25 protein-coding genes are annotated in these 25,594 nt (G+C 54.7%); 7 read left to right on the forward strand and 18 right to left on the reverse strand.

Annotated features, from left to right (window positions below):
* Nucleotides 1-95: 95 nt before the first annotated feature.
* Both fba and BM322_RS02615 read left to right on the forward strand, forming a co-directional pair.
* Nucleotides 96-1,088 carry a class II fructose-1,6-bisphosphate aldolase gene (gene fba, locus BM322_RS02610; protein ID WP_074514112.1) on the forward strand — a complete coding sequence of 331 codons (993 nt, stop codon included), beginning with the start codon at nucleotides 96-98 and terminating at the stop codon, nucleotides 1,086-1,088.
* Between the two features lie 188 nt (nucleotides 1,089-1,276).
* Nucleotides 1,277-2,245 carry a hypothetical protein gene (locus BM322_RS02615; RefSeq protein ID WP_075428313.1) on the forward strand — a complete coding sequence of 323 codons (969 nt, stop codon included), beginning with the start codon at nucleotides 1,277-1,279 and terminating at the stop codon, nucleotides 2,243-2,245.
* Nucleotides 2,246-2,293: 48 nt separating this feature from the next.
* Here the strand turns inward: BM322_RS02615 and BM322_RS02620 are convergent, their stop codons facing one another.
* On the reverse strand, nucleotides 2,294-3,433 hold the full coding sequence (locus tag BM322_RS02620; protein ID WP_075428314.1) for a glycerate kinase: 1,140 nt from the start codon (nucleotides 3,431-3,433) through the stop codon (nucleotides 2,294-2,296).
* 264 nt (nucleotides 3,434-3,697) lie between these two features.
* Between BM322_RS02620 and cooS the strand changes: the two genes are divergently transcribed.
* Genes cooS through BM322_RS02640 form a run of 4 tightly spaced genes read left to right on the forward strand, consistent with a single transcriptional unit; the run spans nucleotide 3,698 to nucleotide 8,291 of the window.
* A complete protein-coding gene (cooS, locus tag BM322_RS02625; RefSeq protein WP_082334320.1) occupies nucleotides 3,698-5,752 on the forward strand; it encodes an anaerobic carbon-monoxide dehydrogenase catalytic subunit in 2,055 nt (684 codons plus the stop codon).
* 25 nt (nucleotides 5,753-5,777) lie between these two features.
* Nucleotides 5,778-6,728, forward strand: a complete 951-nt coding sequence (locus BM322_RS02630) for an ABC transporter substrate-binding protein (protein WP_075428315.1) — start codon at nucleotides 5,778-5,780, stop codon at nucleotides 6,726-6,728.
* Between the two features lie 28 nt (nucleotides 6,729-6,756).
* Nucleotides 6,757-7,521: an ABC transporter permease gene (locus BM322_RS02635; RefSeq protein ID WP_075428316.1), complete on the forward strand. Its 765-nt coding sequence runs from the start codon at nucleotides 6,757-6,759 to the stop codon at nucleotides 7,519-7,521.
* Complete coding sequence (locus BM322_RS02640; RefSeq protein WP_075428317.1) at nucleotides 7,518-8,291, forward strand: ABC transporter ATP-binding protein; 774 nt, start codon at nucleotides 7,518-7,520, stop codon at nucleotides 8,289-8,291. Before BM322_RS02635 ends, BM322_RS02640 begins: the two co-directional genes overlap by 4 nt.
* Nucleotides 8,292-8,338: 47 nt before the next feature.
* On the opposite strand, the gene BM322_RS02645 is transcribed toward BM322_RS02640, so the two are convergent.
* From BM322_RS02645 to BM322_RS02655, 3 genes are all read right to left on the reverse strand, one after another.
* Nucleotides 8,339-8,623: a LysM peptidoglycan-binding domain-containing protein gene (locus tag BM322_RS02645; protein ID WP_075428318.1), complete on the reverse strand. Its 285-nt coding sequence runs from the start codon at nucleotides 8,621-8,623 to the stop codon at nucleotides 8,339-8,341.
* Between the two features lie 218 nt (nucleotides 8,624-8,841).
* A complete protein-coding gene (locus tag BM322_RS02650; RefSeq protein ID WP_075428319.1) occupies nucleotides 8,842-10,230 on the reverse strand; it encodes an ATP-binding protein in 1,389 nt (462 codons plus the stop codon).
* Complete coding sequence (locus BM322_RS02655) at nucleotides 10,200-11,666, reverse strand: transporter substrate-binding domain-containing protein (RefSeq protein ID WP_075428320.1); 1,467 nt, start codon at nucleotides 11,664-11,666, stop codon at nucleotides 10,200-10,202. The genes BM322_RS02650 and BM322_RS02655 overlap by 31 nt, the downstream gene beginning before the upstream one ends.
* A gap of 478 nt (nucleotides 11,667-12,144) precedes the next feature.
* Between BM322_RS02655 and hypF the strand changes: the two genes are divergently transcribed.
* The gene (hypF, locus tag BM322_RS02660; protein WP_075428321.1) at nucleotides 12,145-14,475 is read left to right on the forward strand and encodes a carbamoyltransferase HypF; all 2,331 of its coding nucleotides are present in this window, start codon (nucleotides 12,145-12,147) and stop codon (nucleotides 14,473-14,475) included.
* Nucleotides 14,476-14,527: 52 nt separating this feature from the next.
* On the opposite strand, the gene BM322_RS02665 is transcribed toward hypF, so the two are convergent.
* The 14 genes from BM322_RS02665 to BM322_RS02730 form a co-directional block, all read right to left on the reverse strand.
* Complete coding sequence (locus BM322_RS02665) at nucleotides 14,528-15,382, reverse strand: hypothetical protein (protein ID WP_075428322.1); 855 nt, start codon at nucleotides 15,380-15,382, stop codon at nucleotides 14,528-14,530.
* Between the two features lie 139 nt (nucleotides 15,383-15,521).
* The gene (locus tag BM322_RS02670) at nucleotides 15,522-17,594 is read right to left on the reverse strand and encodes a methyl-accepting chemotaxis protein (protein WP_075428323.1); all 2,073 of its coding nucleotides are present in this window, start codon (nucleotides 17,592-17,594) and stop codon (nucleotides 15,522-15,524) included.
* Between the two features lie 194 nt (nucleotides 17,595-17,788).
* Nucleotides 17,789-18,535 (reverse strand): tRNA (guanosine(37)-N1)-methyltransferase TrmD, encoded by a 747-nt coding sequence (gene trmD, locus BM322_RS02675; RefSeq protein WP_075428324.1) that lies wholly within the window; start codon nucleotides 18,533-18,535, stop codon nucleotides 17,789-17,791.
* Nucleotides 18,525-19,052, reverse strand: coding sequence for a ribosome maturation factor RimM (rimM, locus tag BM322_RS02680; protein ID WP_075428325.1), 528 nt, complete (start codon nucleotides 19,050-19,052; stop codon nucleotides 18,525-18,527). The genes trmD and rimM overlap by 11 nt, the downstream gene beginning before the upstream one ends.
* Nucleotides 19,024-19,455, reverse strand: coding sequence for a YlqD family protein (locus BM322_RS02685; protein WP_075428326.1), 432 nt, complete (start codon nucleotides 19,453-19,455; stop codon nucleotides 19,024-19,026). Before BM322_RS02685 ends, rimM begins: the two co-directional genes overlap by 29 nt.
* Nucleotides 19,456-19,520: 65 nt before the next feature.
* Complete coding sequence (locus tag BM322_RS02690; RefSeq protein WP_075428327.1) at nucleotides 19,521-19,748, reverse strand: KH domain-containing protein; 228 nt, start codon at nucleotides 19,746-19,748, stop codon at nucleotides 19,521-19,523.
* Between the two features lie 14 nt (nucleotides 19,749-19,762).
* Nucleotides 19,763-20,035 carry a 30S ribosomal protein S16 gene (gene rpsP / locus BM322_RS02695; protein WP_075428328.1) on the reverse strand — a complete coding sequence of 91 codons (273 nt, stop codon included), beginning with the start codon at nucleotides 20,033-20,035 and terminating at the stop codon, nucleotides 19,763-19,765.
* Between the two features lie 42 nt (nucleotides 20,036-20,077).
* Nucleotides 20,078-21,466: a signal recognition particle protein gene (gene ffh, locus BM322_RS02700; RefSeq protein WP_075428329.1), complete on the reverse strand. Its 1,389-nt coding sequence runs from the start codon at nucleotides 21,464-21,466 to the stop codon at nucleotides 20,078-20,080.
* Complete coding sequence (gene ylxM, locus BM322_RS02705; protein WP_075428470.1) at nucleotides 21,463-21,825, reverse strand: YlxM family DNA-binding protein; 363 nt, start codon at nucleotides 21,823-21,825, stop codon at nucleotides 21,463-21,465. Before ylxM ends, ffh begins: the two co-directional genes overlap by 4 nt.
* Nucleotides 21,826-21,945: 120 nt before the next feature.
* Nucleotides 21,946-23,028 (reverse strand): hypothetical protein, encoded by a 1,083-nt coding sequence (locus BM322_RS02710; protein ID WP_075428330.1) that lies wholly within the window; start codon nucleotides 23,026-23,028, stop codon nucleotides 21,946-21,948.
* 71 nt (nucleotides 23,029-23,099) lie between these two features.
* Nucleotides 23,100-23,726 (reverse strand): GNAT family N-acetyltransferase, encoded by a 627-nt coding sequence (locus tag BM322_RS02715; protein ID WP_075428331.1) that lies wholly within the window; start codon nucleotides 23,724-23,726, stop codon nucleotides 23,100-23,102.
* 64 nt (nucleotides 23,727-23,790) lie between these two features.
* On the reverse strand, nucleotides 23,791-24,477 hold the full coding sequence (locus tag BM322_RS02720; protein WP_082334324.1) for a flavodoxin family protein: 687 nt from the start codon (nucleotides 24,475-24,477) through the stop codon (nucleotides 23,791-23,793).
* Nucleotides 24,474-24,956 (reverse strand): GNAT family N-acetyltransferase, encoded by a 483-nt coding sequence (locus BM322_RS02725; protein WP_082334325.1) that lies wholly within the window; start codon nucleotides 24,954-24,956, stop codon nucleotides 24,474-24,476. Before BM322_RS02725 ends, BM322_RS02720 begins: the two co-directional genes overlap by 4 nt.
* A gap of 31 nt (nucleotides 24,957-24,987) precedes the next feature.
* On the reverse strand, nucleotides 24,988-25,584 hold the full coding sequence (locus BM322_RS02730; protein ID WP_075428333.1) for an alpha/beta fold hydrolase: 597 nt from the start codon (nucleotides 25,582-25,584) through the stop codon (nucleotides 24,988-24,990).
* Between the last annotated feature and the right edge of the window lie 10 nt (nucleotides 25,585-25,594).

Here is a 25,594-nt window from a genome sequence, read left to right on the forward strand (position 1 = left end):
TTACCAGCAAACTATACACCATAACTCTTTTCTATGATATAATGAGTCTAGTTCGAGTTCATTCAATGAACAAATTCATTAGGGGGTAATGAAAAATGCCATTAGTCGGTACTAAAGAAATGTTCAAGAAAGCTTACGAGGGCGGCTACGCTATCGGTGCTTTCAACGTCAACAACATGGAAATCGTTCAGGGTATCACGGAAGCAGCTGCAGAGCTGAATTCCCCGGTTATCCTTCAGGCTTCCGCTGGCGCTCGTAAATATGCAAAGGGCCCGTATCTCCGTCACCTCGTTGAGGCTGCTCTGGAGGTCAATGATATCCCTGTTGCTCTGCACCTCGATCACGGCGCAGACTTCGAGACTTGCAAAGCTTGCATCGATGACGGTTTCACGTCTGTCATGTTCGATGGTTCTCACTATGATTTCAAAGAGAACATCAAACGCACGCAGGAAGTTGTTGCTTACGCTCATGAGCATGGCGTTTGCGTCGAGGCTGAGCTCGGCAAACTTGCTGGTATCGAGGATGATGTAAAGGTTGCTGCTCACGAGGCAGCTTACACGCAGCCGGAAGAGGTTGAGGAATTCGTCAAAGAGACTGGCGTTGACTCCCTCGCAATCGCTATCGGTACGTCCCATGGCGCATTCAAATTCAAACCGGAGCAGTGCACGCGCAATGCTGATGGCGTTCTCGTACCGCCTGAGCTCCGTTTCGACATCCTGGCTGAAATCGAGAAGAAGATTCCTGAGTTCCCGATTGTTCTCCATGGTGCTTCTTCCGTTATTCCGAAGTACGTCAAGATCATCAACGACAACGGCGGCAAACTCGATGATGCTGTTGGTATTCCTGAGGATCAGCTCCGCAAGGCTGCTAAATCCGCAGTTTGCAAAATCAACATCGACTCCGACCTGCGCCTGGCTCTTACGGCTGGTATCCGTGAGCACTTCATGGCTCATCCGGAGCACTTCGATCCGCGTCAGTATGTTGCTGATGGCCGCTCCTACATCAAAGAGCTCGTTGAGCACAAGATCAAAGAGGTTCTCGGTTCCGACGGCCGTGCACCGGAAATCCTTGCGCTCATCAACAAATAATTTGTTGCAAGCCGCTTAGCCAAAGCGTAAAAGACCTGCAAGTAAGTTCTAATGGACTTGCTTGCAGGTCTTTTTTTGGTGACGGATTATTTTTTGCTATATGTATTTATTGCAGGAAATCGCAACATCTTGGGGAATTACTCCAAGAGTTATTTTATTTGTTGCATCTGGGGAAGGATGTGGTAAACATGGATAAACGATTGCCAGTCAGATGGCTGTCTGTTTTGGTTTTAGGCTTATTCCTGCTGTTTAGCGGAAAAAGCTGGGCCGCAGAATTTGAGCCGGTTTCTTATACGGCTTATACGTCGCTGTTCTGGCTGAAGGAGGCCGGCGTGCCGGAAGCGGCTGAATATGCCAGGGCCACGGGCAAGCAGGATCTTTTATTGACGGGCAAGATAAAGAATTTCTATACGTTACAGCCGGTGAATATGCTTTATCATGAGATGCGCTATGCCGCGCTCAATCAGTATATCCAGCAAAATGGCTATACGAATGTCCTGGACATTGCCTGTGGTTTTTCCTCCCGTGGGCTTTATATGGCCCGGCATGGGATTCGTTTTGTTGGGGCAGAGTTCCCGGCTGTGGCAGCCTATGGCAACAACTATCTGAAAAAATGTCTAACGCCCGCTGAACGGAAGCTGGCTTCGTATGAAGCCGCAGATGCAACCGATAAGGAGCAGCTGATGGCGGCGGCAGATTTGATGCCAGGCCCTGTCTGCATTACTATGGACGGCCTGATGATGTATCTGACCCATGAACAGCAGGCCAGCGTCTTGCAGAATATCAAGGCTATTTTGCAGAAACATGGTGGCTGCTATATTACTACGGACTTTTCTGCCCGCGATTTTGTCATGGACGCGTCCAAAGTGGTTTATGGGGAGAAAGATGCCCGTAAAGTCTATCGTGAATCGGCCAAGGTTTATGAAGATATTGCGGATGCAGATTTCGATGAGAAGTTTTTTGCCAATGATGAAGAAGCCACGAGATTCATTACCGCACAAGGGTTAAAGGTGCAGCGAATACCGCTGTTCAGCCAGCCGACAACACTTTACAGCGAAAAGGGATTGGATAAGCAGCAGTTGCAACGGTTGGATAACATGAAGAATGCGAAAATCGTATGGCTCATAACATGCGAATCCAAGATGCTGGCAGAATAATAAAAATGACATCTGACAAGTTCCAACAGAACCGGTCAGATGTCATTTTTATTTTACCAGCCGCATAATCTGCATTACCGTTTGTCTGAGATTCTGGCGCGTATTTTTTTCTGCCATGGCCTCGGCGGCTGTCATCGGCATGTGCAGGATGGGAAAATAGGCATCGATGCCATATCGGTTGACAAGTTCGGCATCAGGAAGGGCACAGCCGCAGACGGCGACGGTTTTTATTTTCGCATTGAGCGCATGGGCCAAGCGGGCTACGCCGGCTGGCCCCTTGCCCATCGCCGTCTGCCGGTCCATGCGGCCCTCGCCGGTAAGCAATAGGTCTGCTTTTTCCAACGCCTGATGGATACCGATGGTCTCGAGGCACAGTTCCGTGCCTGGCGTCAGCTCGCCGCCTAAAAATGTCTGGAAGGCAAATCCTAACCCGCCAGCAGCCCCGGCTCCCGGCACAGTTGCGCCCAACACCCCCAGCTCCTTTTCTGCCAAGTCCGCAAAATGATGTACCGCCGCATCGAGCGCTTTGACCATCTTTGGTGTCGCGCCCTTCTGCGGGCCAAATATCGCCGAGCAGCCATTAGGGCCATAAAGCGGATTGGTCACATCACAGGCGATGCGGAACCGGCATTCTTTAAGCCGCACATCGGCCTGGCTCCCGTCGATAGCTGCCACCTCCGACAGATCGCCGCCGCAGATACCGGCAGCTGTGCCATCGCCCTTGAGGAATTTCCAGCCTAATGCCGTAAGCATCCCCAATCCGCAATCATTGGTCGCACTGCCGCCAATGCCGATGATAAATTCCCGGCAGCCAGCATCGATCGCCTGCAGGATAAGCTCGCCAAGCCCATAGGTCGTCGTCTGCAGCGGATTGCGCTTTTCCTCCGGCACCATGGGAAGGCCTGCGGCATCAGCCATCTCAATGACGGCAAGCTTTCTTTCCGCTACGACCCCATAGCGGCTCCTAACCGGTGATTTCAGCGGCCCTGTCACCACCGCCGGCACGATTTGTCCCTGCAGGCCCTCGACCAAGGTATCGACCGTCCCCTCACCGCCATCGGCCAAAGGGAAAATCTCGACATGCGCCTGCGGAAAGACCGCCCGCACCGCATCACGGGCTACCTGCCCGGCCGCCAGCGACGATAAACTCCCCTTGAAAGAATCAATGGCAATAACAACATGGTTCATCAAAAAACTCCCTCAATAAAGCAAATTGGATGGCAAAGACCTCCTATAGGATATAACTTCTGCATGCTGCACCGATTTCCTGCCCGAATTGACCAGTCAGTTTGTATGTTTTCCGATATTTTTTATATGTTTTATATTGACAGCTTTACAAGTTTACAGTAATATATAAAGCAATTCCTTTATTCATACTTATTCTATATGTTTACTTTTTGTTGTAATCCATTGTCAACCGTCAAATGTCAAATGTCAAAAGGAGCGGTCAACATGTCAACGAATCATCATCACCAGCATCCACACAACCATCCGCACGAGTACGATACCGTCCATGAACATGCCGACTGGCATACCCATGACCACGATCCACAGCATCCGCATGTGCATGGTGGTGTCAACGACTATATGAAAGCCGTTGCCGAGTACCGCAAGACCTTTGCCTCCAAGCAGGATGTCTTAGAGCAGACGCCGGACCCTGCGGTGCGTGAGATGATGCTGCGCCTGGAGCAGCTCGGCCACGATACGGTGTTTGACCGCTTTGACCAGCAGAAGCCGCAGTGTTCGTTTGGCCTTGGCGGTGTCTGCTGCAAGATTTGCAACATGGGCCCCTGTAAGATTACGCCGAAGAGCCCGCGCGGCGTCTGCGGTGCCGATGCCGACCTCATCGTCGCCCGCAATCTTTTGCGCAGCGCTGCGGCCGGCGTGGCCCAGCATGGCGTCCATGCGCGGGAGATTCTCTTATCACTGAAATTCATTGCCGAAGGCAAGCTCAATCTTCCCTTGCTCGGCGAAAAGAAACTGCGCGCAGTCTGCAAGGCTTTCGGCATCGAAACGCGGGGCCAAAGCGTCAAGCGCCTGGCAGGCAAGCTCGCCGATGTACTGCTGGCGGACCTCTCCCGGGCTCTGCCCGATGACTATGAAACCATCAAGGCCCTGGCCCCGGCCGAGCGGCAGAAAGTCTGGCAGGAGCTGGATATCCTGCCCATCAGCGCCTATAACGAAGTCTTTGATGCCTATCATCGCACGGGCGTCGGCACCGACGGCGACTGGCAGAGCATCATGAAGCAATTCCTGCGCTGCGGCCTGGCCTTCTGCTTTACGGGTGTCGTCGCCTCCAACATCGGCACCGATGCCATGTTCGGCACAGGCCACCGGGCTACCTCCAAGGTCAATATCGGTGCGCTCAAAAAAGGCTATGTCAACATCGCCGTCCACGGTCATCTGCCGACGCTTGTCAGCGAAATCGTGCGCATCGGCCACACGCAGGAATTCATCGAGCTCGCCCAAAAGAGCGGGGCCAAAGGCATCCAGTTCTACGGCATCTGCTGCTCCTGCCTGTCGGCGATGTACCGCTACGAGGGGGTCATCCCGCTTTCGAATGCGGTCGGTGCCGAGCTCGTTCTCGGCACCGGTGCCCTTGACCTCTGGGTTGCCGATGTACAGGATGTCTTCCCCTCCATCATGGACGTTGCCAAATGCTTCAAGACCACGGTGGTGACCACCAGTGATTCGGCACGGCTGCCAGGTGCTGAGCACTATGCCTACGACCATCATCACACCAATATCGGCGACACCGAAAAGCTCGCCCGCAAGATTGTCAGCCGCGCCATCGAAAGCTTTGCCGCCCGCCGGGATGTCCCGGTATTCATCCCCGCCTACGAAGTCACGGCCGATGTCGGCTTTACGGCCGAAAACATCGCCGAGCAGTTCCCCGGCTACCATGCCTTGGCCCGCGCCCTCGAGGCGGGACAGATTCGCGGCATCGTCAACATGGTCGGCTGCAGCAATCCCCGCGTCGTCTATGAACGAGCCACCGTCGATGTAGCTGAAGAATTGCTCAAGAACAACATCTTGATTTTCACCAATGGCTGCGCGTCCTTCCCGCTCTTAAAGCTCGGCTTCTGCAGCAAGGCTGGCACCGCAAAAGCCGGCAAGTCCCTGCAGGAGTTTCTATCCGCCCACGAACTGCCGCCGGTCTGGCATATGGGCGAATGCATCGACAACACGCGCGCTTCGACGGTATTCGGCGGCATTGCCGCTGCCAGCCAAAAGGATATCAAGGACATGCCTTATGCCTTTGCCAGCCCCGAATGGTCCAACGAAAAAGGACTTGACGCCTCGCTGGCCTTCCGGCTCTTTGGCATTGACTCCTATCACTGCGTAGAGCCGCCGGTTCAGGGCTCTGTCAACGTCGAACGCTTCCTGAAGCACGATACGAAAGCCACCCTCGGCGCCGTCATGCATGTCAATACCGACCCTAAAGCACTAGCTGCGCAGATTGTCGCTGACATCGAAGCCCAGCGGCAAAAACTTGGCTGGTACTAAGCTAGCCAGTGAAAGGAGACTGCCTATGAAACGAATCCTGTTTATCCTGACCATCCTGCTGACACTATTGGCGGCTGCTGGCTGTGGCCAGTCACCTGCTGCACCGCAGGCCGAAAAGGATGGCGTAAAAACCATCCGCATCGCCTACCTTCCGATAACCCATGCTCTGCCTTTATTTGCCGCCAAGGAACTGGAAACAGCAGAAAGCCCGGTAAAAATCGAGCTCATAAAATACGGCTCCTGGCCCGAGCTCATGGACGCCTTGAACACCGGCAAAGTCGACGGCGCCTCGGTACTGGCAGAGCTGGCCGTCAAAGCCAAAGAGCAGGGCATCGACGTGAAGGCCGCCGCCCTTGGCCATCGCGATGGCAACGCCATAATCGTCAGCAACGACATCGAAACGCCTGCTGACCTCAAGGGCAAGGTCTTTGCTATCCCCCACAAGCAGTCCTCCCATAAACTGCTGCTGGATCAGCTGCTCAAAAGGAATGGCCTGACCGAAACGGACCTGACCGTCGTCGAAATGTCACCGCCCGAGATGCCCGCGGCGCTTGCGGCCAAACAGATTGCTGGCTACTGCGTGGCTGAGCCCTTCGGCGCAAAATCCGTGGTGCTGGGCAATGGGCACGAACTCCTCCCAGCGCAGGAGCTCTGGCCCGACAGCATCTGCTGCCTTTTGGTCTTCAATGGGGATTTCTTAGCGGCCAACCACGAGCTGGCCCGCCAGTTTGTCCAGCAGTACAAGCAGGCCGGCAGCTATCTTACCGAACATCCCGAAGCGCAAAAAACGATAGCGCTCAAATATCTCAAGGCCAAGGATAAGATTCTCGACCTCTCGCTCCAATGGATTTCCTATGACGATCTTTCCATCCCGCCTAAGTCCTATGATGAGCTTATCACGCGCATGAAGGCAAGCCATCTGTTGACCAAGGCACCGCGCTACGAAGACTTTGTCGATCCCCGTTTGTACGAATAATCAGATTTTCCCGAAAGGCTGTGACTCTATGAAACACGCGATTCATCTCAGCGGAGCTCTGCTCCTGGTACTCAGCAGCTGGCAGGCCATCGCCTGGCTCGGCGGCTGGAATGAAGCCCTTTTCCCCACGCCGGTCCGAACGCTGCAGGGATTTGCCGAAATCCTGGCCGATGGCGTATTGCTGAAGGACATCGGCACGAGTCTCTACCGCTTCCTGCTCGGTTACACCACATCTGTCCTGCTGGCCATGGCTTTGGGACTTATCCTCGGCTGGTACCAGAACATCTGGGCCTTCCTCAATCCCATCGCCCAGGTACTGCGTCCCATATCCCCCGTTGCCTGGCTGCCATTTATCGTACTCGTCTTTGGCATCGGCGATATGCCATCGCTCGTCATTATTTTCCTCGCCGCCTTTTTCCCCGTGCTGCTCTCAACCGTAGCCGCCGTTGCAGGCATTGAGCCCGTTTACCTGAAGGTTGCCCAGAACTTCGGCATCGGCCAGCCGCAGCTGCTGACGAAAATCATCTTCCCGGCCATTTTCCCGCGCATTGCCACGGGCCTGCATCTGGCCCTCGGCACCGCCTGGGTCTTCCTCGTCGCCGGCGAAATGGTCGGCACACAGTCAGGCCTTGGCTTTCTTATCATCGATGCCCGCAACAATCTGCGGGCCGACCTTCTGATGACCGCCATCATCACCATTGGCGTGCTGGGCCTCCTGCTGGACAGCAGCATCACTTGGCTGGAAAAACGCATCTACCGCCGTTGGGGCATCCCGGAAAGGAGCAACGCATGAGCTATATCGACATCCAAAACGTATCGCGGACCTATCAGAAAAAGAAGCAAGCATTCCGCGCCCTGGACCAGGTAAATCTCAAGATCTACCGTGGGGAGTTCCTCTGCCTGCTGGGCCCCTCCGGCTGCGGCAAGAGCACGCTCTTAAACATCCTGGCAGGCTTTGACAAGGTTTCAGAAGGCTCCATCACCATAGGCGGCACCCCGGTGACGAAGCCATCGGTCAAGCATGTGACGATCTTCCAAAACTACGGCCTGCTGCCCTGGCGCACCGTCGAAAAGAATGTGGAGCTGGGCCTGGAGAGCCTGTCTGTGCCGGCGGCTAAGCGTCAGGAAATCGCCCAGAAATACCTCGAGCTCGTCGGGCTCAAGGAGTTTTCCCAAAGCCATCCGGCTGAACTCTCCGGCGGCATGCAGCAGCGGGTCGCCATCGCCCGGGCCTTAGCCGTCGACCCCGAAATCATCTTCATGGATGAGCCCTTTGCAGCCCTCGATGCCCTGACCCGCATGAAGCTGCAGGATGAGATCTCCGCCATCAACCGCAGCCAGCACAAAACCATCATCTTCGTGACCCACGACATCGACGAAGCCGTGGTCCTGGCCGACCGCATCGTCATCATGACGCCGAATCCCGGCCGCATCAAGACCATCATCCCCGTGGACCTACACGGCCAGCGCGACCGCACGAGCCCAGACTTCCTGCGCATCCGCGACCACGTATTTGCCGAGTTCTCCCTGAAGCCCGAAGACAGGACCGAATACTATATATGAGAAAAATCCCCGGCACGTCCAACCGTGCCGGGGATTTATTTTATCCTTTATTTCTTTACCCAGTAGTTGATATGCAGCTCGTCGCCAGCCTGGACATCACGCTGCAGGAGCCAATCGTTGAGCTCCTTGATGCCCGAGGTGAACTCACGGATCTCACGCGGGCCGTAATCGTTTTTCGCCATATAGGTCTCGGCAATACCATTCAATGTATCGCCCTGCTCGACCGTATACACCGTCTCGATCAGCTCATAGTTGTTTGCTGCTGCCTCACAATCCATGCCGGTAAAACCGACGAACACGACAGCCATAAGAATGACCAACGCCCTCTTCATTTTGGGTTCCTCCTGTAAAACCTATAAAAATATTAGTGCAAATGAACTGAATTTCTTTTGTGAACATCCTTGATTTGTGACTTGATTATATTCCTTTTTAGCCCCCTTGGCAATAGGTTTTCAGCAAAAAGTAACACTTTTTTACAGATTTTTTTCAGATATGCGTCAAGCCCTATAAATAAAGGGCTTAACGCACTTTTCCGGCATAGATTTCCCGCTTATTTGCCGAGGACTTCGTGGATGGCGGCATAGAGCTTTTCAGCATTGAAGGGTTTCGGGACATGGGCGTTCATCCCGGCCTCAAAGGCCCGGCGTTTGTCCTCTTCAAAGGCATTGGCCGTCATCGCAATGATGGGAACGCTGGCTTTGACGGGATCATCCAGCCTGCGGATTGTCCTTGCCGCCTCGTAGCCATCCATATGCGGCATCTGGACATCCATCAGGATGAAATCGTAATACCCTGGCTCTGCCTGCTCGAGTTTAGCAACACATTCCGTGCCATCGGCAGCATGCTCAAGCAAGAATCCCTGCTCGCTAAGAAGTGTAATGACGATTTCAGCGTTGAGCTCATTGTCCTCAGCTAAAAGGATGCGCATACCTTTGTAAGCCTCGATATCGAGTTCATCCTTGCTATTGGCCGCATCCCCCTGTTCCTTTTCCGCCAGCTGCAGCGGCAGACTCACGACGAAGGTCGTCCCCTTGCCCAGCTTGCTGGCCACCGTGATAGTGCCACCTAAGAGCTCCACGAGTTTCTTGACGATCTGCATGCCAAGGCCCGTGCCCATGATGCCGCTGGTCGTCGTATTGCGCTCGCGCGTAAACGCCTCGAAGAGCTGTGGCAAAAAGTCCTCCGGCATGCCGATGCCCGTATCGGTAACTGTGGTCTGATAGACAGCAATGCCTGCCGAGTCTCCTGGCAGCTCGCGGACTTCCAGCGTCACGCAGCCGCCTTCCGGCGTATATTTGCAGGCATTGCTGAGGATGTTCAGAAAGATTTCCCGCACCTTGGTCTTATCGACAAGGATGTCCGGATGCTCAATCTTCAGCGTATAGGCAAAGGTAATCTTCTTGGCCTGCATCTGCGCCTCGAACACCGAGCAGGTAGCCTCCATCAAGGCGTGCATATCGGCATAGACAGAATCGACGGTCATCTTGCCGCTTTCGATACGCGCCATCTCAAGGACATTATTGACCAGTGACAATAAGAAATCATTGGCCTGCTGGATCTTATGGATATAGTCCTGCGCTCGCTCCTTATTGTCGAGATTCTGCTGCAAAAGATTCGAAAAGCCAATGATGGCATTCATCGGCGTGCGGATATCATGGGACATGTTGAACAGAAATGAGGTCTTGGCCTCGCTGGCAACTTCGGCCTGTTTCTTGGCCGCCACCAGCTCTTCCTGCCGTTCCTTGAGCTCGATGTTCAGCGCCTTGGTTTTCTTCACATTGGCTATGCTCTTGAGCAGGAGGGCCACAATGACTGCCAGCACCAGCACCACCAGCAGGAACACCAGCCCCAGATTGGCCTTGACGAAGTCCCGCAGGGAAACCTTATGGCCCACATGGGTATTCCTGGTCAGCGAATCATTGACCTCCGTACGCGACATCCCCTGATTGAGCCGTTCGAGAATCGCGTAGAGCTGGATATATTATCGGGGCGCAGCACAAAGGCCATACCGATATTCTTATTGGTCGGCACGGCTGTCAGTTGATGCTCTTCCAGCATCTCGTGCATGCTCCCGGCTCGATAATTGTTCATGAGCAGGCAATCCGCCTGCCCCCGGGCTATCGCATGCAGGCAATCATCAAGGCTTGCATAGTATACCAGCTCCCATTGGGGGAATTTATCCTTGATCTGGGCATCAATCACAGGACTGCCGCTCAGGACCGCACAGCGCAGCTGTGCATCCGGTGAAAAGCTGGTACTATCCTGCTGGCGAACGATTGCCATGATCATCGCATCAACCAGCGGCGTCGTCACCAGTACCTGCTGCTTTTCTGACTCGTAATCACTGAATTCTACAGGAAACACGCAGTCAACCTGGCCATACTGCAGCGCCATCATCGCCTCATTGATGGTGGGATAAGCCACAGCCTCAAAGCGGATGGTAGAATTCTTCATGCCAGCGGCCTTTTGTATATAATCATGCAAAAGGCCACGGACCCCCCCACCTAGACCATCCTGGGTACAGAAGGGCAGCATGTTATCGGGATAACCCACGCGAATCGCCCCGTGGGCCGTCAGCCAGTCACGTTCATCGAGGGTCAGGAACCGCCGCACGCCGGTATTGTTCATATACTTCTGGTTGAGATCACGATTGTAGTAGATATTCTGGCTCAGGATCAGGCTCATGGCCTTGTCGATTTCCTCTTTGAGTTCGGGGCGTTTCGTGCTGATGCCAAAAAAGTAATCTGACGAGCCAATCCTGGCTACCGGGTCAGCATGATCGACATACTGATCGTATGACGCACTGGTGACCAGACCATCGATGATTCCCGACTTCAGCAGGTTATCGGCATCCTTCCAGGCCTCCTCAAACTCCAGGATCTCGAGCTTCAAGCCATGCTCAACCACCCAATCCTTCAAGATCTGCGCTTGCAGGCTGCCCTTATAGACGGCCAGCCGCTTACCATTGAGGGTCGTAAGGTCATCGGGATTGATGGTGCTCTTTTCGGGGTCAATGAAGATATAATAATCCTCCTCGCCCATGGCGTAATTGGAAAGCAGCATAGTACCGACACGATCTTCCTTATAAGAGACGTCTGCCAGGAGGTCAATCTCCCCCCGCTGCAGTTTCCCCAGCAGATCGACCCAGTTGCCTTCCACATATTCATACTGCCAGCCCGTATAGGCAGCAATCTTGCGCTGGTATTCATAGGCATAGCCCGTACGCCGCCCGTAACTGTCGATGCTGTTGAATGTCGAGTCGAACCAGCCCACGCGGACTACCCGCTGCAATCCATCCTCGGCCAGAGCCCTTCCCGGCAGCAAGACAGCCAGCACTATCAGCAGGCCAAGCCAAACAGACAGTACCTTTCTCATAGCAATCCCCTTCCTCAAAAATCCTTTATGCAAGTATTCGCTACGGCTTGGCCTACTTCCTCTATTTCTGCCACAAGAAAAGCCCCGGAGACTTTCCGGGGCGTACAAAGTTTGCTGGTTCATGGAAACGAAGAAGCGGAGTCACTCCACTGACTCCGCTTCTATCTAAAAAGATGTAAGGAAATGGGATACTGGAAACTGGGATAAGTTTCCAGAGAAGAGACCGATAGGTTCCGATGCAAACCGGTGGGATATCCGGTTCAATTCCTATCGACAATGATAGTATAACACACTTTTATCGAAAATAGTACCCCTATTGCTGAAATAATTTTCCATTTTACACTTTTTCTGTAAACTTTAAGCGTGCTTATAGCAATCTCTAATCTCCCCCTGGAGTTGTATAGCACGAGCTGCAAAAAAAAGTTATAATAATAGATAGAATGATTCGTTTCAACCATCTACGAAAGGTAGCAAGCATATGTCTCTTTTCCATAGCAAAGTATACGGCATCGTCCAGGGCGTGGGCTTCCGTCCGTTTGTCGACCGGCTGGCCACGCGGTTCCATATCCTCGGCAGTGTCTGCAACAAGGGCCCCTACGTCGAGATTTTCGCCCAGGGCACAGACGAAGCTGTCCAAGCCTTCCTCTCCGCCATTGAAAAGGAGCCGCCTGAGCGAGCCACCATCTTAAAGCTTGACACCGAACGGCTCGCGGTGCCTGAGACCTACACGAGCTTTGCCATCATCGAGAGCGCCAAAGAGCGCGGCGATATTTTCGTCTCCCCTGATATCGCCACCTGCGACAAATGCCGCGCCGAACTCTTTGACAAGCAGGACCGCCGTTATCTACATCCGTTCATCAACTGCACGGCCTGCGGCCCACGGCTCACGATTCTCGACGCCATGCCCTACGACCGTGAGCGCACCAGCATGGGCGAATTTCCCCTGTGCCCGGATTGCGAAAAAGAATACACAAGTCCTGCTACCCGCCGCTATGACGCCCAGCCAGTCTGCTGTAACCACTGCGGCCCCGAGGTCTATATCATCGGCAAGGATGACTGCCGTGGCGCTGCGGCCATCACGCGCACGCGCCAGACCATCGCTGATGGCGGCATCGTCGCCATCAAGGGCATCGGCGGGTTCCACCTCGCCTGTGATGCCAGCAATGAGACAGCAGTCATGCGTCTACGGACACTAAAGCACCGCCCCGTCAAGCCCTTTGCCGTCATGATGCGGGATATGGCTGCCATCCGCCGCGAGTGCCAGCTCGAAGACGGGCAGGAGGAAATGCTGACGGGACACCAGAAGCCCATCCTGCTGCTGAAGCGCAGGGCTGGCGGCCAGCTCAGTGACAGCGTCGCCCCGGGCAATCCCAAGGTCGGTGTCATGCTGCCCTACGCCCCTGTGCAGATGCTGCTGTTCGACTATCCCGACGGCATCACGATGCCGGATGCCCTGATCATGACCAGCGGCAATCCCGCTGGTGCCCCCATCTGCCGCGACGATAAGGGCGCTGTCGAAGCGCTGTCGGGCTTTACGGACCTGATGCTGTCCCATAACCGCAAGATCCGCATCCGCGCCGACGATACCGTCATGGACTGGCTTGACGGGAAGCCCTATATGATCCGGCGCAGCCGTGGCTTTGCGCCGCTGCCCTTTATGCTGAAGAACGACTTCCACGGACAGGTGCTCGGCATCGGCGGCGAGCTCAAGAACACTTTCTGCGTGGGCTCGAACAATCTCTTCTATCCCTCGCCCTATGTGGGCGATATGAGCGACCTGCGCACCATGCAGGCCCTGCGTGAGACCATCGGCCGGCTCACGGAGCTGCTCGAAAACGAACCGGCCATCGTGGCCTGCGATATGCATCCCCGCTACAACACCACGGCCATCGCCCAAGAGCTCGGGCTCCCGCTGTTCCCGGTCCAGCATCATTACGCGCACATTCTCTCCTGTATGGCCGAAAACGACTGCGATGAACCGGTCATCGGCGTGAGCTTCGACGGCACCGGCTATGGCACCGACGGCACGATCTGGGGCGGCGAGATCCTGCGGGCCAGCTACGCAGGCTTCACACGGCTCGGCCATATCGCCCCGTTCCTGCAGACCGGCGGCGACAAGGCAGCCACCGAAGGCTGGCGCGTCGCCATCGCCATGCTCTACGGACTCTATCATGACAAGGAAAAAGTCGCCTCCCTTGCCGCCAGGCTAAACCTCTGCGCAGCGAAGGAGCTGCCCGCTCAGTTCTTTATGGCTGACAACAAGGTCAATGCCATCCGCTCGACCAGTGCGGGACGCCTCTACGATGCAGTCAGTGCGCTGCTCGGCATCCGCACCAGCTCGACCTTCGAAGGCGAGGCCTCGATGTACCTGGAGTTTGCTGCTGAAAACTATCTTGCCGCGCAGGGCCTTGCCCCGCAGACGATAAATCTTGACTTGTCAGCACCTGCCCTTCACCGGCTTGACTTGTCAAAATCTGACCAGTCAATCATCCTGGCCACCGACGAGCTCTTCCGCTATATCCTTACCGAACGGCTGGCAGGAACCGACCCGCAGAAGCTGGCGTTCCTCTTCCATACCGGCCTTGCCGCCTGCATCACCGCCGCCTGCGATAAGGCGCGGAAGCACACGGGCCTTACCACCTGCGCGCTCTCGGGCGGCGTCTTCCAGAATCATCTGCTGGTCACGCTGGTTGCCAAGGACCTTGCGGCCAAGGGCTTCCGCGTCCTGCGCCACAGCCTCATCCCGCCCAACGACGGCGGCATCTGCCTGGGCCAGGCTGTAGCTGCCATGTACCATATAAACCACTGAAAAATGGCCTTTCCGCCAAGGGAAGGCCATTTTTCGTACCCGTTAATAGAATTTAATGCATTTCACTGCCCAGCTGTTTATTGATTCCATCCAGAAGCTCCTTGAGTTCCTTGCTTTCCGTGAGCTTATAGGCAATGTCAAGGAAATACGAGGCATGCTGGAGCTTCTTGTTCGCCAGCATGGTCTTGCCGTAAAGCATGGCCGTCTCGATGATCTTGGCATCGGGGCCGATCGGGAACTGGTATTTCTCGCCGTAGGAACGCATCGCCCCCAGGGAAGGACGCGTTGCTTCGCCCTTTGTCTCATCGTAGATATACTTGAGCTCGTTCTCCGCCTGGAAGCGGCCCTCCGCCTCGGCAAAGGTCATGCTGAGCAGATAGCAGCCGACGGCCTCATCCCACATCTGCTTTTCGACGAAGTAATAGCCGAGATTGCGATAGCAATGGGCAATCTCACGGCGCTTGTAGCAGATGGAGAAAATCTTCGTGGTGAGCTGCTTGAAGGTCTCCATATCCTTCTTCTGCTTATAGACTTCCGCATGTTCAAAGGCGATGTCGGCGCTCATCGGATTCCAGTCCATAGCAATGGCCAGTGCCTCCTCGGCTTTGTCAAGCTCGCCGAGCTCCAGAAGCACCGAGCCATACATCGCATAGAGCCGGTTCACTGGCTCCTCGATATCGGCCACCGGCTGGATTTCCGGATGCTGGCTCTGGAACATGACCATTTCCATCAACGTATTGAAATCGTAATAATCGGCCTGTCCATCCGCATAGAGATTGAGCGCCTCGATGCGCTCGATTTCCTTCTTGAGGATCGCTGCGGCCTCTTCTGTATTCTTGTTCTCACAGGCATCGACGGCCTGCGTGATAGCCGCATTGATTTCCTGTGTCAGGGCTGATTCTTTCATCTGCGTGATACCCTCCTGTCCTAATGTCACATTCGTATATTGTACCACAAAGTGCCCCAAAACGAAAATGCACCGCCGCGTGATATCGTATCACACGGCGGTGCATCCTATCCGGACCAGTCACAAGACCGGTCAATCATCAGAATTTAAAGCGGTTGGCCTCATTCTGCAGCTCGTCAGCCATGCGCGAAAGCTGCTGGCTCGAAGCGGCAATCTCTTCCATCGAAGCCGACTGCTCTTCGGTGGCGGCCGAAATCGAGGAGATGTTCTCGGTGATGCGTTTCGTGGAAGCCTCGACATTCTCGGCATCCTTGAGCACCGACATGCTCGCATCGGCCACCTTGTTGGCATTACTTGCCGACTCCTTGACCATCTCATCGACGATGCGGATATGCTCGGCAATGACCTTGAACTGGTCGCCAGCTTCCTTGACAGCCTGGCTGCCTACCCGTACCTGCTCGGTACCGGCATTCATCGAATCGACTGCCTGGATTGTGACCTTCTGGACACCGCCGATCTTCTGGGCGATCTCCTGAGCAGCCTCGGAGGACTGCTCAGCCAGCTTGCGGACCTCATCGGCAACGACCGAGAAGCCGCGGCCCTGCTCACCAGCACGGGCTGCCTCGATGGCAGCATTGAGTGCCAGCAGGTTCGTCTGCTCAGCGATGCTCTGGATCGTGCTGACGATCTCGCCGATCTCTTCCGAGCGGCGGCCCAGCTCGCCGACAGCAGCTGCCGACTCATTGACCGTACCGAATACTTCGCGCATCTTGTTGACGGCGTCCTCGATGGCGGCAACGCCCTCGAAGGCAGCCGTGCCAGCCTTGCTCGAAGTCTTGCTGATATGCTCGGAGGCCTCCGCGATGTTCGTGACCTGCTCGGTCATGTTGCGGATATGGCCGACAACACCAGTCATCGTCTCATTCTGCGTATTGGCCGACTCAGCGATATCGCCGACGCGCTCAGCCACATGGGTGATGGTCTGGGCGACCTGCTCGACACCATGGGACATCTGGCCCGAGGAGTTCGATACCTCGTCGGCACTGCCCTTGATCTGGCCCAGCAGCTTCTTGAGCTCGTCCGACATCTTGTGGAACGAACGGGCCAGGTTGCCGATCTCATCATCGGTCTCGATGGTCAGGTCATTCTGGCGCAGGTCGCCATTGGCGATGCGGCCAGCCGACTGCTCGAGGCCGCGCAGCGGCGAAACGATGATGTTCGAGATCCACATGGTCGCGAAGAAGATCAGCACCAGCGCTACGACGAGCACTACAGCCAGCGTCATGCGCATGCTGTTGACGCTCGACATAAGCTGGCTCCTATCGACAATCGTCAGATACTTGTAGCCCGTCTTATCGGATACATAAATATTGACAAATTTCTTCGAACCATCCAGCTCGATTTCCTGCAAACCTTTAGCGCTCATGTTGATTGACGCGATATCGCCAAGCTCAGACTCTTCGAGCTTCTTGAAGGCTGCATCTGGATGTTTCGGATCGGCAATGATGACATTGTCCGCATCGAGCATCATCAGATAGCCCGTCTCGCCGACCTTGATCTGCGAAATCATGTCCGTGACTACCGGCAGGTCAATGTTTAAGCCCAGGACACCAAGCGGCTGCCCCGACATATCCTTGACCGTAGCGAAGATGCCGACCGTCGGCGTACCCTTCGAAGTCTTGAACGGCTTCGTGATGCGCACAGCATTCGTGTCAGCCATGCTCTCCTTGAACCAGTCACGCTTACGGGAATCATAGCCCTTCTTGCGCTTTACGGCCGGATACTGCAGGTAGCCGCCATCGGTCGTACCATAGCTGACAACGGAAATGACGCCCTTATTGGCCTCCGCCATACGCTGGAACAGCTGATAGGCCTGCAACTCAAAGCCGCCCTTGGCCTGCGGATCCATGGCAATCATGCCATCGGCGCCAGCCTCACCATCGATATACACCGTGACGCCGCCACCGTTTCTGAGGATTGGATCGTTGGCCATATTGACAAGGCCATCGCGCAGACCGCGCAGGAAAAGATCCATCGACGTATCTACCTGCGTTGCCTGCAAATCCGTCTCCTCAACAAAGTTTTCCATCTCATGATTCGTGATGATGCGATCGAGGACAATGCCCAATACCAGCATCGTCGCTACAAATACCACCGAAACAAGAACCATGATTTTCTGTTTGACACTGAAACGTGCCAGAAGTTCTTCCATCCTATCATCTCCTTATTCTTTCATCGAGACCCCAAATCTTACACCGGCCAAATGCCAGTATAATCCTACGATACCTCTTTTATACGACAATCATGTACAAAATTCCTTCTGCCCCTCCATCTTTTTCCCACAAAGAAGCAAACCCATGGGCCAGCGGCTGACAGCCGCTATTGCCTATGGGTTGGAATTTGTTGCTAACAGTCTGTACCGCTTTCCTGACGGTTCAGGAAAATACGGTCTTTTTCACTAAGCTCGGCCTTTTCCAGCAGATCCGGCCGGTATTTTTTCGTCACCAAGAGCGACTGCTCACGGCGCCACTGCCGGATTCTGGCATGATTGCCGGACAGCAGCACCTCCGGTACGGCCATGCCTTCAAATTCGCGCGGCCGCGTGTACTGCGGAAACTCCAGCAGACCGTCGTAAAACGAATCGGTCGGCGCCGAATCCGGCGCACCGAGTACGCCCGGCAGCATGCGCGACACCGCATCGGTGATGACCATAGCTGGCAGCTCGCCGCCCGTCAGGATGAAGTCGCCAATCGAGATGGCTTCATCGGCGAGCTTATAGATGCGCGCATCGAACCCCTCGTAATGGCCGCAGATAAAGACGAGCTGATCGTAACCGGCTAGCTCCTTGGCCTTTTCCTGCGTGAAGGTCGGCCCCGACGGGTCCATGATCAGCACGCGGCGGCTGGCGGCAAACTCCTCCGTCTTTGCCAGCACATCACGCACAGCCTTGTACATCGGCTCAGGCTTTATGACCATGCCCGCACCACCGCCAAACGGCGTGTCATCGACGTGATGGTGCTTGTCTTCCGTATAATCACGAAAATTCGTGAAGTGGATGTCGAGGATGCCATTGTCCACCGCACGCTTCGTGATGCTGTCGCCGAATGGCCCGGCAAACATCTCCGGAAAAATCGTCACCATATCAATGCGCATCGGAAATCTCCTCCGGCATATCGACAACCATGCGGCCGCCAGCCACGTCGATTTCCTTGACAACAGCCTTGAGCGCCGGTATCAAAAGCTCCCCGCCATCGGTGCGGCGCGCCTGATACACATCGTTGCTGCCCGTGCGCAGGACATTCTCCACTTGACCAAGCTCCCTGCCTTCGCTGTCATAGACCGTAAGGCCGATGATGTCGAAGGTGTAGAACTCGCCCTCAGAGAGCGGCGCCGCCTCACTGCGGTCCACCGTGAGCAGCTTCCCCGTCAGGCGCATAGCGTCTTCGCGGACCGGATACTCGCGGAACTTCATCAGCACGTACTGCTTATGATACTTGCAGCTTTCCACATGCAGCAGCTCATCGCCCACCATGACTTCCTTCATCGACGCAAAACGCTCGGTGAAATCCGTCAGCGGGATGATGCGCATCTCGCCATGGATGCCATGGGCCGCACCGACCTTGCCGATGGTGACGCGCTTCTTAGCTGCGGATGGCGATAATCTTGTCATCTTCCACCAGCACTTCCACATTCATGAGTTCGCGCATGTCATCGCCCACATGGACGTCAACCTGGCGCTCCAGCGTTCCCTGTACGATCTCAGCACCGAGAACGAGTTTCTCCGTCTCTTCTTTGCGGGCCAGTGCTTCCTCACGGTACTGCAAGCGCTTCTGGCGCTCCTGGCCGAAATGCGCCTGGATGGACTGCAAACGCTGAATCTCCTCCGGCGTCGGGTTCTCCGCATCCTGCGGCTGGTTCTCCTGCATCACGCGTTTTTCCTGGATGTTGAGCTGCTGAACTTCGAGCTCCGCGCGGTTGATGCCCTCTTCGAGATCGCCGATGATCTTAGCCTTGAGCTTTTCCGTAAGTTTTGCCTTAATGGTTACCGGCATTTTCAGTGAAATCATATCCATGACAGTTCCTCCTACATAGAAATAGCGGCTAAGCCCATGAAATCATGAGCCTGCCGCTGTTTCATCTAAATAATCTCAACCGTGACTTTGGTATTCTCCCGGGTGGCCGCGGCTTTGACCACGGTGCGCATAGCTTTCGCGATGCGACCCTGACGCCCGATGACCTTACCCATATCATCCTCAGCAACACGAAGTTCGAGCACGGTCTGCCCATCTTCCTGTCTTTCGTCCACACGGACGGCCTCGGGATGATCCACTAAGGATTTGGCGATAACTTCAACAAGTTCTTTCATGTTGAGCCTCCCAATTATTTCTTAGCTTTTGCTTCAGCAAACTTAGCCATGATGCCCTGCTTGCTGAGGAGATTTTTAACGGTATCCGTCGGCTGAGCGCCTTTGTTCATCCAATCAAGAACCTTAGCCTCGTCGATGCTGACTGCTGCCGGCTGCTTGTTCGGATCGTAGTTACCGAGAATCTCGATGAAACGACCATCACGCGGAGCACGGGAATCAGCTACAACGATGCGATAGAACGGGTTCTTTTTTGCACCCATACGGTTCAAACGAATCTTTACTGCCATGAAATTTCACCACCTTTCGTAGGAAAAGTAAATCTATAAAAATTAATGCATGAACGGAAGTTTTGGGAAACCGCCGCCCAGGCCGCCAAGTGCTCCCATACCTGGGAACCCTTTCTTGCCCTTCTGCATCTTTTTCATTTTCTTCATCATCTTCTTCATCTCGCCGAACTGCTTCAAGAGCTTATTGACGTCCTGGACGCGAGTACCGGAGCCCATGGCGATACGCTTGCGGCGGCTGCCGTTGATGATATCGATATTGGCACGCTCGGCCGGCGTCATCGACTTGATGATGGCCTCAATCTGGCGCATCTCCTTGCCGTCGAGATCGATATCCTGACCTTCAAGCTGCTTCTTGAGACCGCCCATGCCAGGAATCATGCCGAGGATACTCTCCAGCGAGCCCAGTTTCTTGACTTGCTGCATCTGCGAGAGGAAATCATCAAGGGTAAACTCATCCTTGCGGAGCTTGCGCTCCATCTTCTTGGCCTCTTCCATGTCGAAGGTCTGCTGTGCCTTCTCCACCAGCGAGAGCACATCGCCCATGCCGAGGATACGCGATGCCATGCGATCCGGATGGAAGGGCTGCAGAGCCTCCAGCTTTTCACCCATACCAACGAACTTGATTGGTACGCTCGTGACAGCTTTGACGGAAAGGGCCGCACCACCGCGGGCATCACCGTCGAGCTTCGTCATGACGACACCGTCAAGGCCGAGAGAATCGTTGAAGGCCTGCGCCACATTGACCGATTCCTGACCAGTCATCGCATCAACGACCAGCAGGATCTCATGAGGCTTGACCTCAGCCTTGATATCACGCAGCTCCTGCATGAGCTTTTCGTCAATCTGCAGGCGGCCAGCGGTATCGATGATGATGACATCATTCGCATGGGACTGGGAGTAAGCAATCGAATTCTTGGCAATCGTTACGGCATCAGTGCCCTGCTCCATCGTGAATACCGGAAGCTCGAGCTGCTTGCCGACGACCTGCAACTGTTTGATAGCCGCCGGACGGTAAATGTCGCAGGCAACGAGCAACGGACGCTTGCCCTGTTTCTTCAAGGCAAGGCCGAGTTTACCGGCAGACGTCGTCTTACCGGCGCCCTGCAAACCAACCATCATGATGACAGTCGGCGGATTCGGGCTCATATTGATACGGCTCTGCGTACCTCCCATGAGGTTCGTGAGCTCTTCATCAACAATCTTGATAACGACCTGAGCCGGCGTCAGCGTCTCCAGGATATCCTGGCCGATAGCCCGCTCCTTGACGGTCTTTATGAACTGTTTGACTACCTTGAAGTTGACGTCGGCCTCGAGAAGGGCCATACGCACCTCACGCATGGCTTCGTTGACATCATCTTCTGTCAGCTTGCCATGGCCGCGGAGCTTCTTGAATGTCTCCTGCAGGCGATCGGATAAACTCTCAAAAATCAAAGCGATACCTCCTGACTACGCCCCAAGAATGGCGCGAGCCGGTCGAGAACCTCAGCGACAGCCGCCTCGTTGCTGGGCTGTCTGAGTCCTTCGATGGATTCATATATTTTCGCCAGTTCCTGACGCTCCTCTTGATAGCGCTGCGCCAGTCCCAGCTTTTCCTCATAAGCTTCCATAGCCTTCTGTGACCGATGGATGTTATCGTAGACGGCCTGCCGGGAAATCCCCAGTTCTTCGCCAATCTCCGATAAAGAGAAATCTTCAAACAGATGCATGCGCAGGCATTCCTGCTGCTTTTCAGTCAAAAGCGCCCCATACAGGTCAAACAAAGCCGACAGATATAAAAGCTGCTCCATCATTCCTATCACCTGTTTTACAAAAATATGTGCCAAGGCTTTCTCCTTGACATTGCTATTATACCTAAGCAGCCATAACCTGTCAAGCATTTTTCCTTGGCACATAGATTTTCTTTTTCCTTCTTATATTTTTATATACTCGGCGCCCATCGCCAGAACCTGCCAGCCATTTCCCTCCAGCACGGTCGCAAAGTCATGGGCCGTGCCGTTAAAGTCAATGTCAACGGTCATATTGCCAAAGCTCGTGCTGCGGACAAAGACGTTATTGACGCCAGCGAGGCCACGCAAGGTTTCCGTCGCCTCGCTGATATTGCCGAGCTTGTTCCCCGTGATGATGAGCTGCAGATGCTGCTCAGGATTGGCGGCCTTGTTGAGGGCTGCTTTCCCAATAGCCTCAGGGATGCCCTTTGCCGCCTCAGCGACCGCCTCATTTACGGCATTGGGGCCGCGGCGCTGGGATTTTCCCGAGAAGACGCCCGCATAAAGCACCTCGCCATTATTGACATTCAACATGCGCACCGACACCGTGACATTGGCCTTCTTGAGGTTCTCAAAGCCCGGCACCTGCGCGTAATCAGCCATGCTGCCCACAGCCTTGTCGACCGACACCGTCACGAGATAATCCAGCGGGAATTGACTGGTCAGCGTCTGTATCATTGACTTGTCACCGGCATAGCTTGCCGCCAGCAGCTGCTTCTGTTTTGACTTGTCAAGCTGATTGACGTCAACGATGCGCGTATAGCCCTGCATGCGGATGCCTTCCATCACGGCATTTTCGAGGCTTGCATAGCGGATGCCCTGCTGATCCATGGCCACGACACCGACACGCGGGTCCTGCATATTGGCACCGACCACAGCTTTTTTCTGGGCATAAGTGCCAAGCGCCGCGCTGATCTTCTGCTCAGAGACATCAGCGCGCACCTTGACCGTATAGAGCCCGTTGTCCTTCACCGACGACAGCACCTCATAGCTTCGGATGTAGCCATCGGCCTGCGTGTAGATGCGGTCATTGATCAGCTGGTAATTCTGCACATAGCTGCGGCTGTCGACCATGACGCCGACCTGCTGCTCGATGGCCTGCCGCAGGGTCTGCCTCAGCGCGCTGCGCTCCGAGCCGCCATATCCCGTCACCGTCACCACGGCCGCCGATGCCGTCATCACCGGCAGCATCAGCAGCCCTGTCAGCACTGCAAGTTTCTTCCCCATTGCCCTCGCCTTCCTTCCCTTATCGATACTATCAGTATAACATCAATATCTATAAGAAGGCTGAGAACTTTTTAAAAAATCTGTCCCGGCAGCACTTTCTTTTCCTTCGCCGGAAAAGTCTTTTCATAGGCGGCAAAGGTCTCCGGCTCCTGCTCGGCTGCAAAATAGCCGGCAGGCGTCGCATACTCGCCGCTGATATCCTTCAGGAATCCCGGTGCGAGCTCCTTGCAGAGGAAGAAAGATGCGTCTGCACCATCCGGAAGGCCATGATAACGGATGCCAAAATCGCTCGCATAAGTAAACCCGCTCTTTCCATAAAACTCGATATCCCCCTCGAAGCACAAGGCCCCACAGCCCAGCGCTGCTGCCTGCTCCAGCGAGTAGTCCAGCAGCATCTTGCCGTAGCCCTGGCGCTTATAGGCCGGGGCGACACAGATCGGCCCCATCGCCATGATGGGGATGCGCCGGCCATCATCGGCCTTGATCTGCGCCCGCACAAAGATATTCTGCCCGATGATCTCGCCATCCTTTTCCATGACGAAGTCCAGTTCGGGCACGAAATCCATATCCTTCCGCAGCCGGTGCAGCACAAAGTGCTCCACACAGCCAGGACGGTAAACATTCCAGAACGCTTCGCGCACGAGATTCTCGACGGCGCGATAGTCTTTTTCCGTTTCTCGGCGAAAACTGATTGTCATTTTTTCACCTCTATATCGATTGTTTCTGCTGCATTGATTTCTTTGTTTTCTGCCTGCTATATCCTCAGGCCTCGCCGTTGGCGATGGCCGCGTATTTCTCCTCCGGGATCATCGGCGAGCCGATCTGCGCCGCCAAACCGGCGTCGATCGTCCCCTGCGCGGCATACTGCCTGCCAGCCTCCCGCACCAGTTCCAGCCGCGGCTTCGTGACCACATCAGCTTCCGGCACATTGAACATCGGGCTCTCGGGCACTGTAAGTATCGTATGCTGATGCGGGAACAGCAGCTTGAACTGCTCCACGGCCGGCTCGAAATTCCCCTTGCTGTTCGGGAACCCGCAGCCGCAGATCATCAGATAGCGCAGATGGGCAAAATCCGCCTGGCCGATATGCTCATACCGCTCGCCGACCCGCTTCATCTTCATGCAGGAAAGCGGCATCGTCCGCTCAATGAATGCCTTGAGCTTTGCCGGCATGCCATATCCATAGAGCGGAAAGTTAAGCAGCAGCAAATCGCATTCAAGCACCTTAGCCAGCAGGGCCTTCATATCGTCCGCATGGATGCAGGTGCCGCCATTGCGCTTGCAGGTAAAGCAGCCCACACAGAACTCGATATGCTTCTCCGCGATATGGATGACCTCGACTTCCTGCGGCGCAGCCTCCTGCATGCCAGCGAGAAACGCCCGCGTGATATGCATCGTATCGCTCTGTTCTTTTTTCGGGCTGCCATTCAATACCAGGATTTTCATCATATCACCTCAATCATCGACTCAATGCCCAACCGTTCCCGATAATAGCGCGGCCCTTCCTCGCCGACTTCCCCGCTATCCTGGAAACAGCACTTAGCCAAGACGCGCTGGGAGGCAGTGTTATCTGCCTCCGCCTCGGCTTCAATCTTTTCCACCTGCGGATGCGCAAAGGCCCAGGAAATTGCTGCCCGCACTGCCTCGGTCGCATATCCTTGCCCACGGTAATCTTCCTCGATACCGTAGCCGATTTCTGCCACACCATCAGTGCTAAGTCCTTTAAAACATAGATCGCCCACATGCTTGCCATCGTGACGCTCAATCATCCACATGGCATACCAGTCCCACTGTTGGGGATGAGAAATGCAGCCCCTCAGCATTTCCTCATAGGCCTTCTTCAAACCTGCATCCTGTACCATATCAATAGCCTGCTCCATCTGTATCCCATCTGCCGGATATAGTATCAACCGTTCTGTCTTTACCATAAGTCCTCCCAGCTTTCACGCAAAACCTTACTCACTTCACACGCACAAGCCACGCATCCAAAAACTTCATCTGTTTCTCGGTATGGAACCAATGCTCACCATCATCCATCACAGTAAGACCCGCACCATGAGTTTCGGCAAAGGCCTTCATTGTCACATAATCGGTCAGATTATCGCCAGCCCCGTACAAAATCTGCGTCGGCGCTGACCATTTCAGCGGATGCGCACGCACATAGGACAGATACTCCCAGGACAAATCCTCGCCAAACGCGGTATGGATGATCCCCTTGGCCTGCAGTTCTTCCTCTGTGACTTGCGCCCACTTCATCATATTCATGATGAGCTTTTCCATATCGACTATCGGCGAAATAAAATATGCTTTTTTAATATATTCGTCAATCCCGCCACACATGCTGAAAAACGCACCAATGCTGTTGGCAATCAGCAGCACATTATCATATTTCTTATATAGGTCCCTAACAGTCTTTCGAATCTCATTTCCTGTTTCCCACGGGGTAAACGTCTGATAATCGAGGCCCAACACCTTCGCCGCGGGAAAAATCTTCCGATAATTCTGAGCCTCCTCTGCACTTCCGCCCTTCCCGTGGACGTAGACAACAATATCCATACTAACCTCG

Source organism: Selenomonas sp. GACV-9, assembly GCA_900116485.1.
Lineage (GTDB): Bacteria > Bacillota > Negativicutes > Selenomonadales > Selenomonadaceae > Selenomonas_A > Selenomonas_A ruminantium_G.

Bases quoted from the DNA above. Each gene is read 5' to 3' on its own strand.
- BM322_RS02630 (WP_075428315.1), top strand. From the start codon at position 5,778: ATGAAACGAATCCTGTTTATCCTGACCATCCTGCTGACACTATTGGCG.
- BM322_RS02645 (WP_075428318.1), bottom strand. From the start codon at position 8,623: ATGAAGAGGGCGTTGGTCATTCTTATGGCTGTCGTGTTCGTCGGTTTT.
- BM322_RS02720 (WP_082334324.1), bottom strand. From the start codon at position 24,477: ATGATGAAAATCCTGGTATTGAATGGCAGCCCGAAAAAAGAACAGAGC.
- BM322_RS02715 (WP_075428331.1), bottom strand. From the start codon at position 23,726: ATGACAATCAGTTTTCGCCGAGAAACGGAAAAAGACTATCGCGCCGTC.
- rimM (WP_075428325.1), bottom strand. From the start codon at position 19,052: ATGACAAGATTATCGCCATCCGCAGCTAAGAAGCGCGTCACCATCGGC.
- BM322_RS02635 (WP_075428316.1), top strand. From the start codon at position 6,757: ATGAAACACGCGATTCATCTCAGCGGAGCTCTGCTCCTGGTACTCAGC.
- ylxM (WP_075428470.1), bottom strand. From the start codon at position 21,825: ATGATGGAGCAGCTTTTATATCTGTCGGCTTTGTTTGACCTGTATGGG.
- BM322_RS02640 (WP_075428317.1), top strand. From the start codon at position 7,518: ATGAGCTATATCGACATCCAAAACGTATCGCGGACCTATCAGAAAAAG.
- BM322_RS02615 (WP_075428313.1), top strand. From the start codon at position 1,277: ATGGATAAACGATTGCCAGTCAGATGGCTGTCTGTTTTGGTTTTAGGC.
- BM322_RS02670 (WP_075428323.1), bottom strand. From the start codon at position 17,594: ATGGAAGAACTTCTGGCACGTTTCAGTGTCAAACAGAAAATCATGGTT.
- BM322_RS02665 (WP_075428322.1), bottom strand. From the start codon at position 15,382: ATGAAAGAATCAGCCCTGACACAGGAAATCAATGCGGCTATCACGCAG.
- trmD (WP_075428324.1), bottom strand. From the start codon at position 18,535: ATGCGCATTGATATGGTGACGATTTTTCCGGAGATGTTTGCCGGGCCA.
- rpsP (WP_075428328.1), bottom strand. From the start codon at position 20,035: ATGGCAGTAAAGATTCGTTTGAACCGTATGGGTGCAAAAAAGAACCCG.
- BM322_RS02650 (WP_075428319.1), bottom strand. From the start codon at position 10,230: ATGTCGCGTACGGAGGTCAATGATTCGCTGACCAGGAATACCCATGTG.
- BM322_RS02690 (WP_075428327.1), bottom strand. From the start codon at position 19,748: ATGAAAGAACTTGTTGAAGTTATCGCCAAATCCTTAGTGGATCATCCC.
- fba (WP_074514112.1), top strand. From the start codon at position 96: ATGCCATTAGTCGGTACTAAAGAAATGTTCAAGAAAGCTTACGAGGGC.
- cooS (WP_082334320.1), top strand. From the start codon at position 3,698: ATGTCAACGAATCATCATCACCAGCATCCACACAACCATCCGCACGAG.
- BM322_RS02725 (WP_082334325.1), bottom strand. From the start codon at position 24,956: ATGGTAAAGACAGAACGGTTGATACTATATCCGGCAGATGGGATACAG.
- BM322_RS02685 (WP_075428326.1), bottom strand. From the start codon at position 19,455: ATGGATATGATTTCACTGAAAATGCCGGTAACCATTAAGGCAAAACTT.
- BM322_RS02730 (WP_075428333.1), bottom strand. From the start codon at position 25,584: ATGGATATTGTTGTCTACGTCCACGGGAAGGGCGGAAGTGCAGAGGAG.
- BM322_RS02620 (WP_075428314.1), bottom strand. From the start codon at position 3,433: ATGAACCATGTTGTTATTGCCATTGATTCTTTCAAGGGGAGTTTATCG.
- hypF (WP_075428321.1), top strand. From the start codon at position 12,145: ATGTCTCTTTTCCATAGCAAAGTATACGGCATCGTCCAGGGCGTGGGC.
- BM322_RS02655 (WP_075428320.1), bottom strand. From the start codon at position 11,666: ATGAGAAAGGTACTGTCTGTTTGGCTTGGCCTGCTGATAGTGCTGGCT.
- BM322_RS02710 (WP_075428330.1), bottom strand. From the start codon at position 23,028: ATGGGGAAGAAACTTGCAGTGCTGACAGGGCTGCTGATGCTGCCGGTG.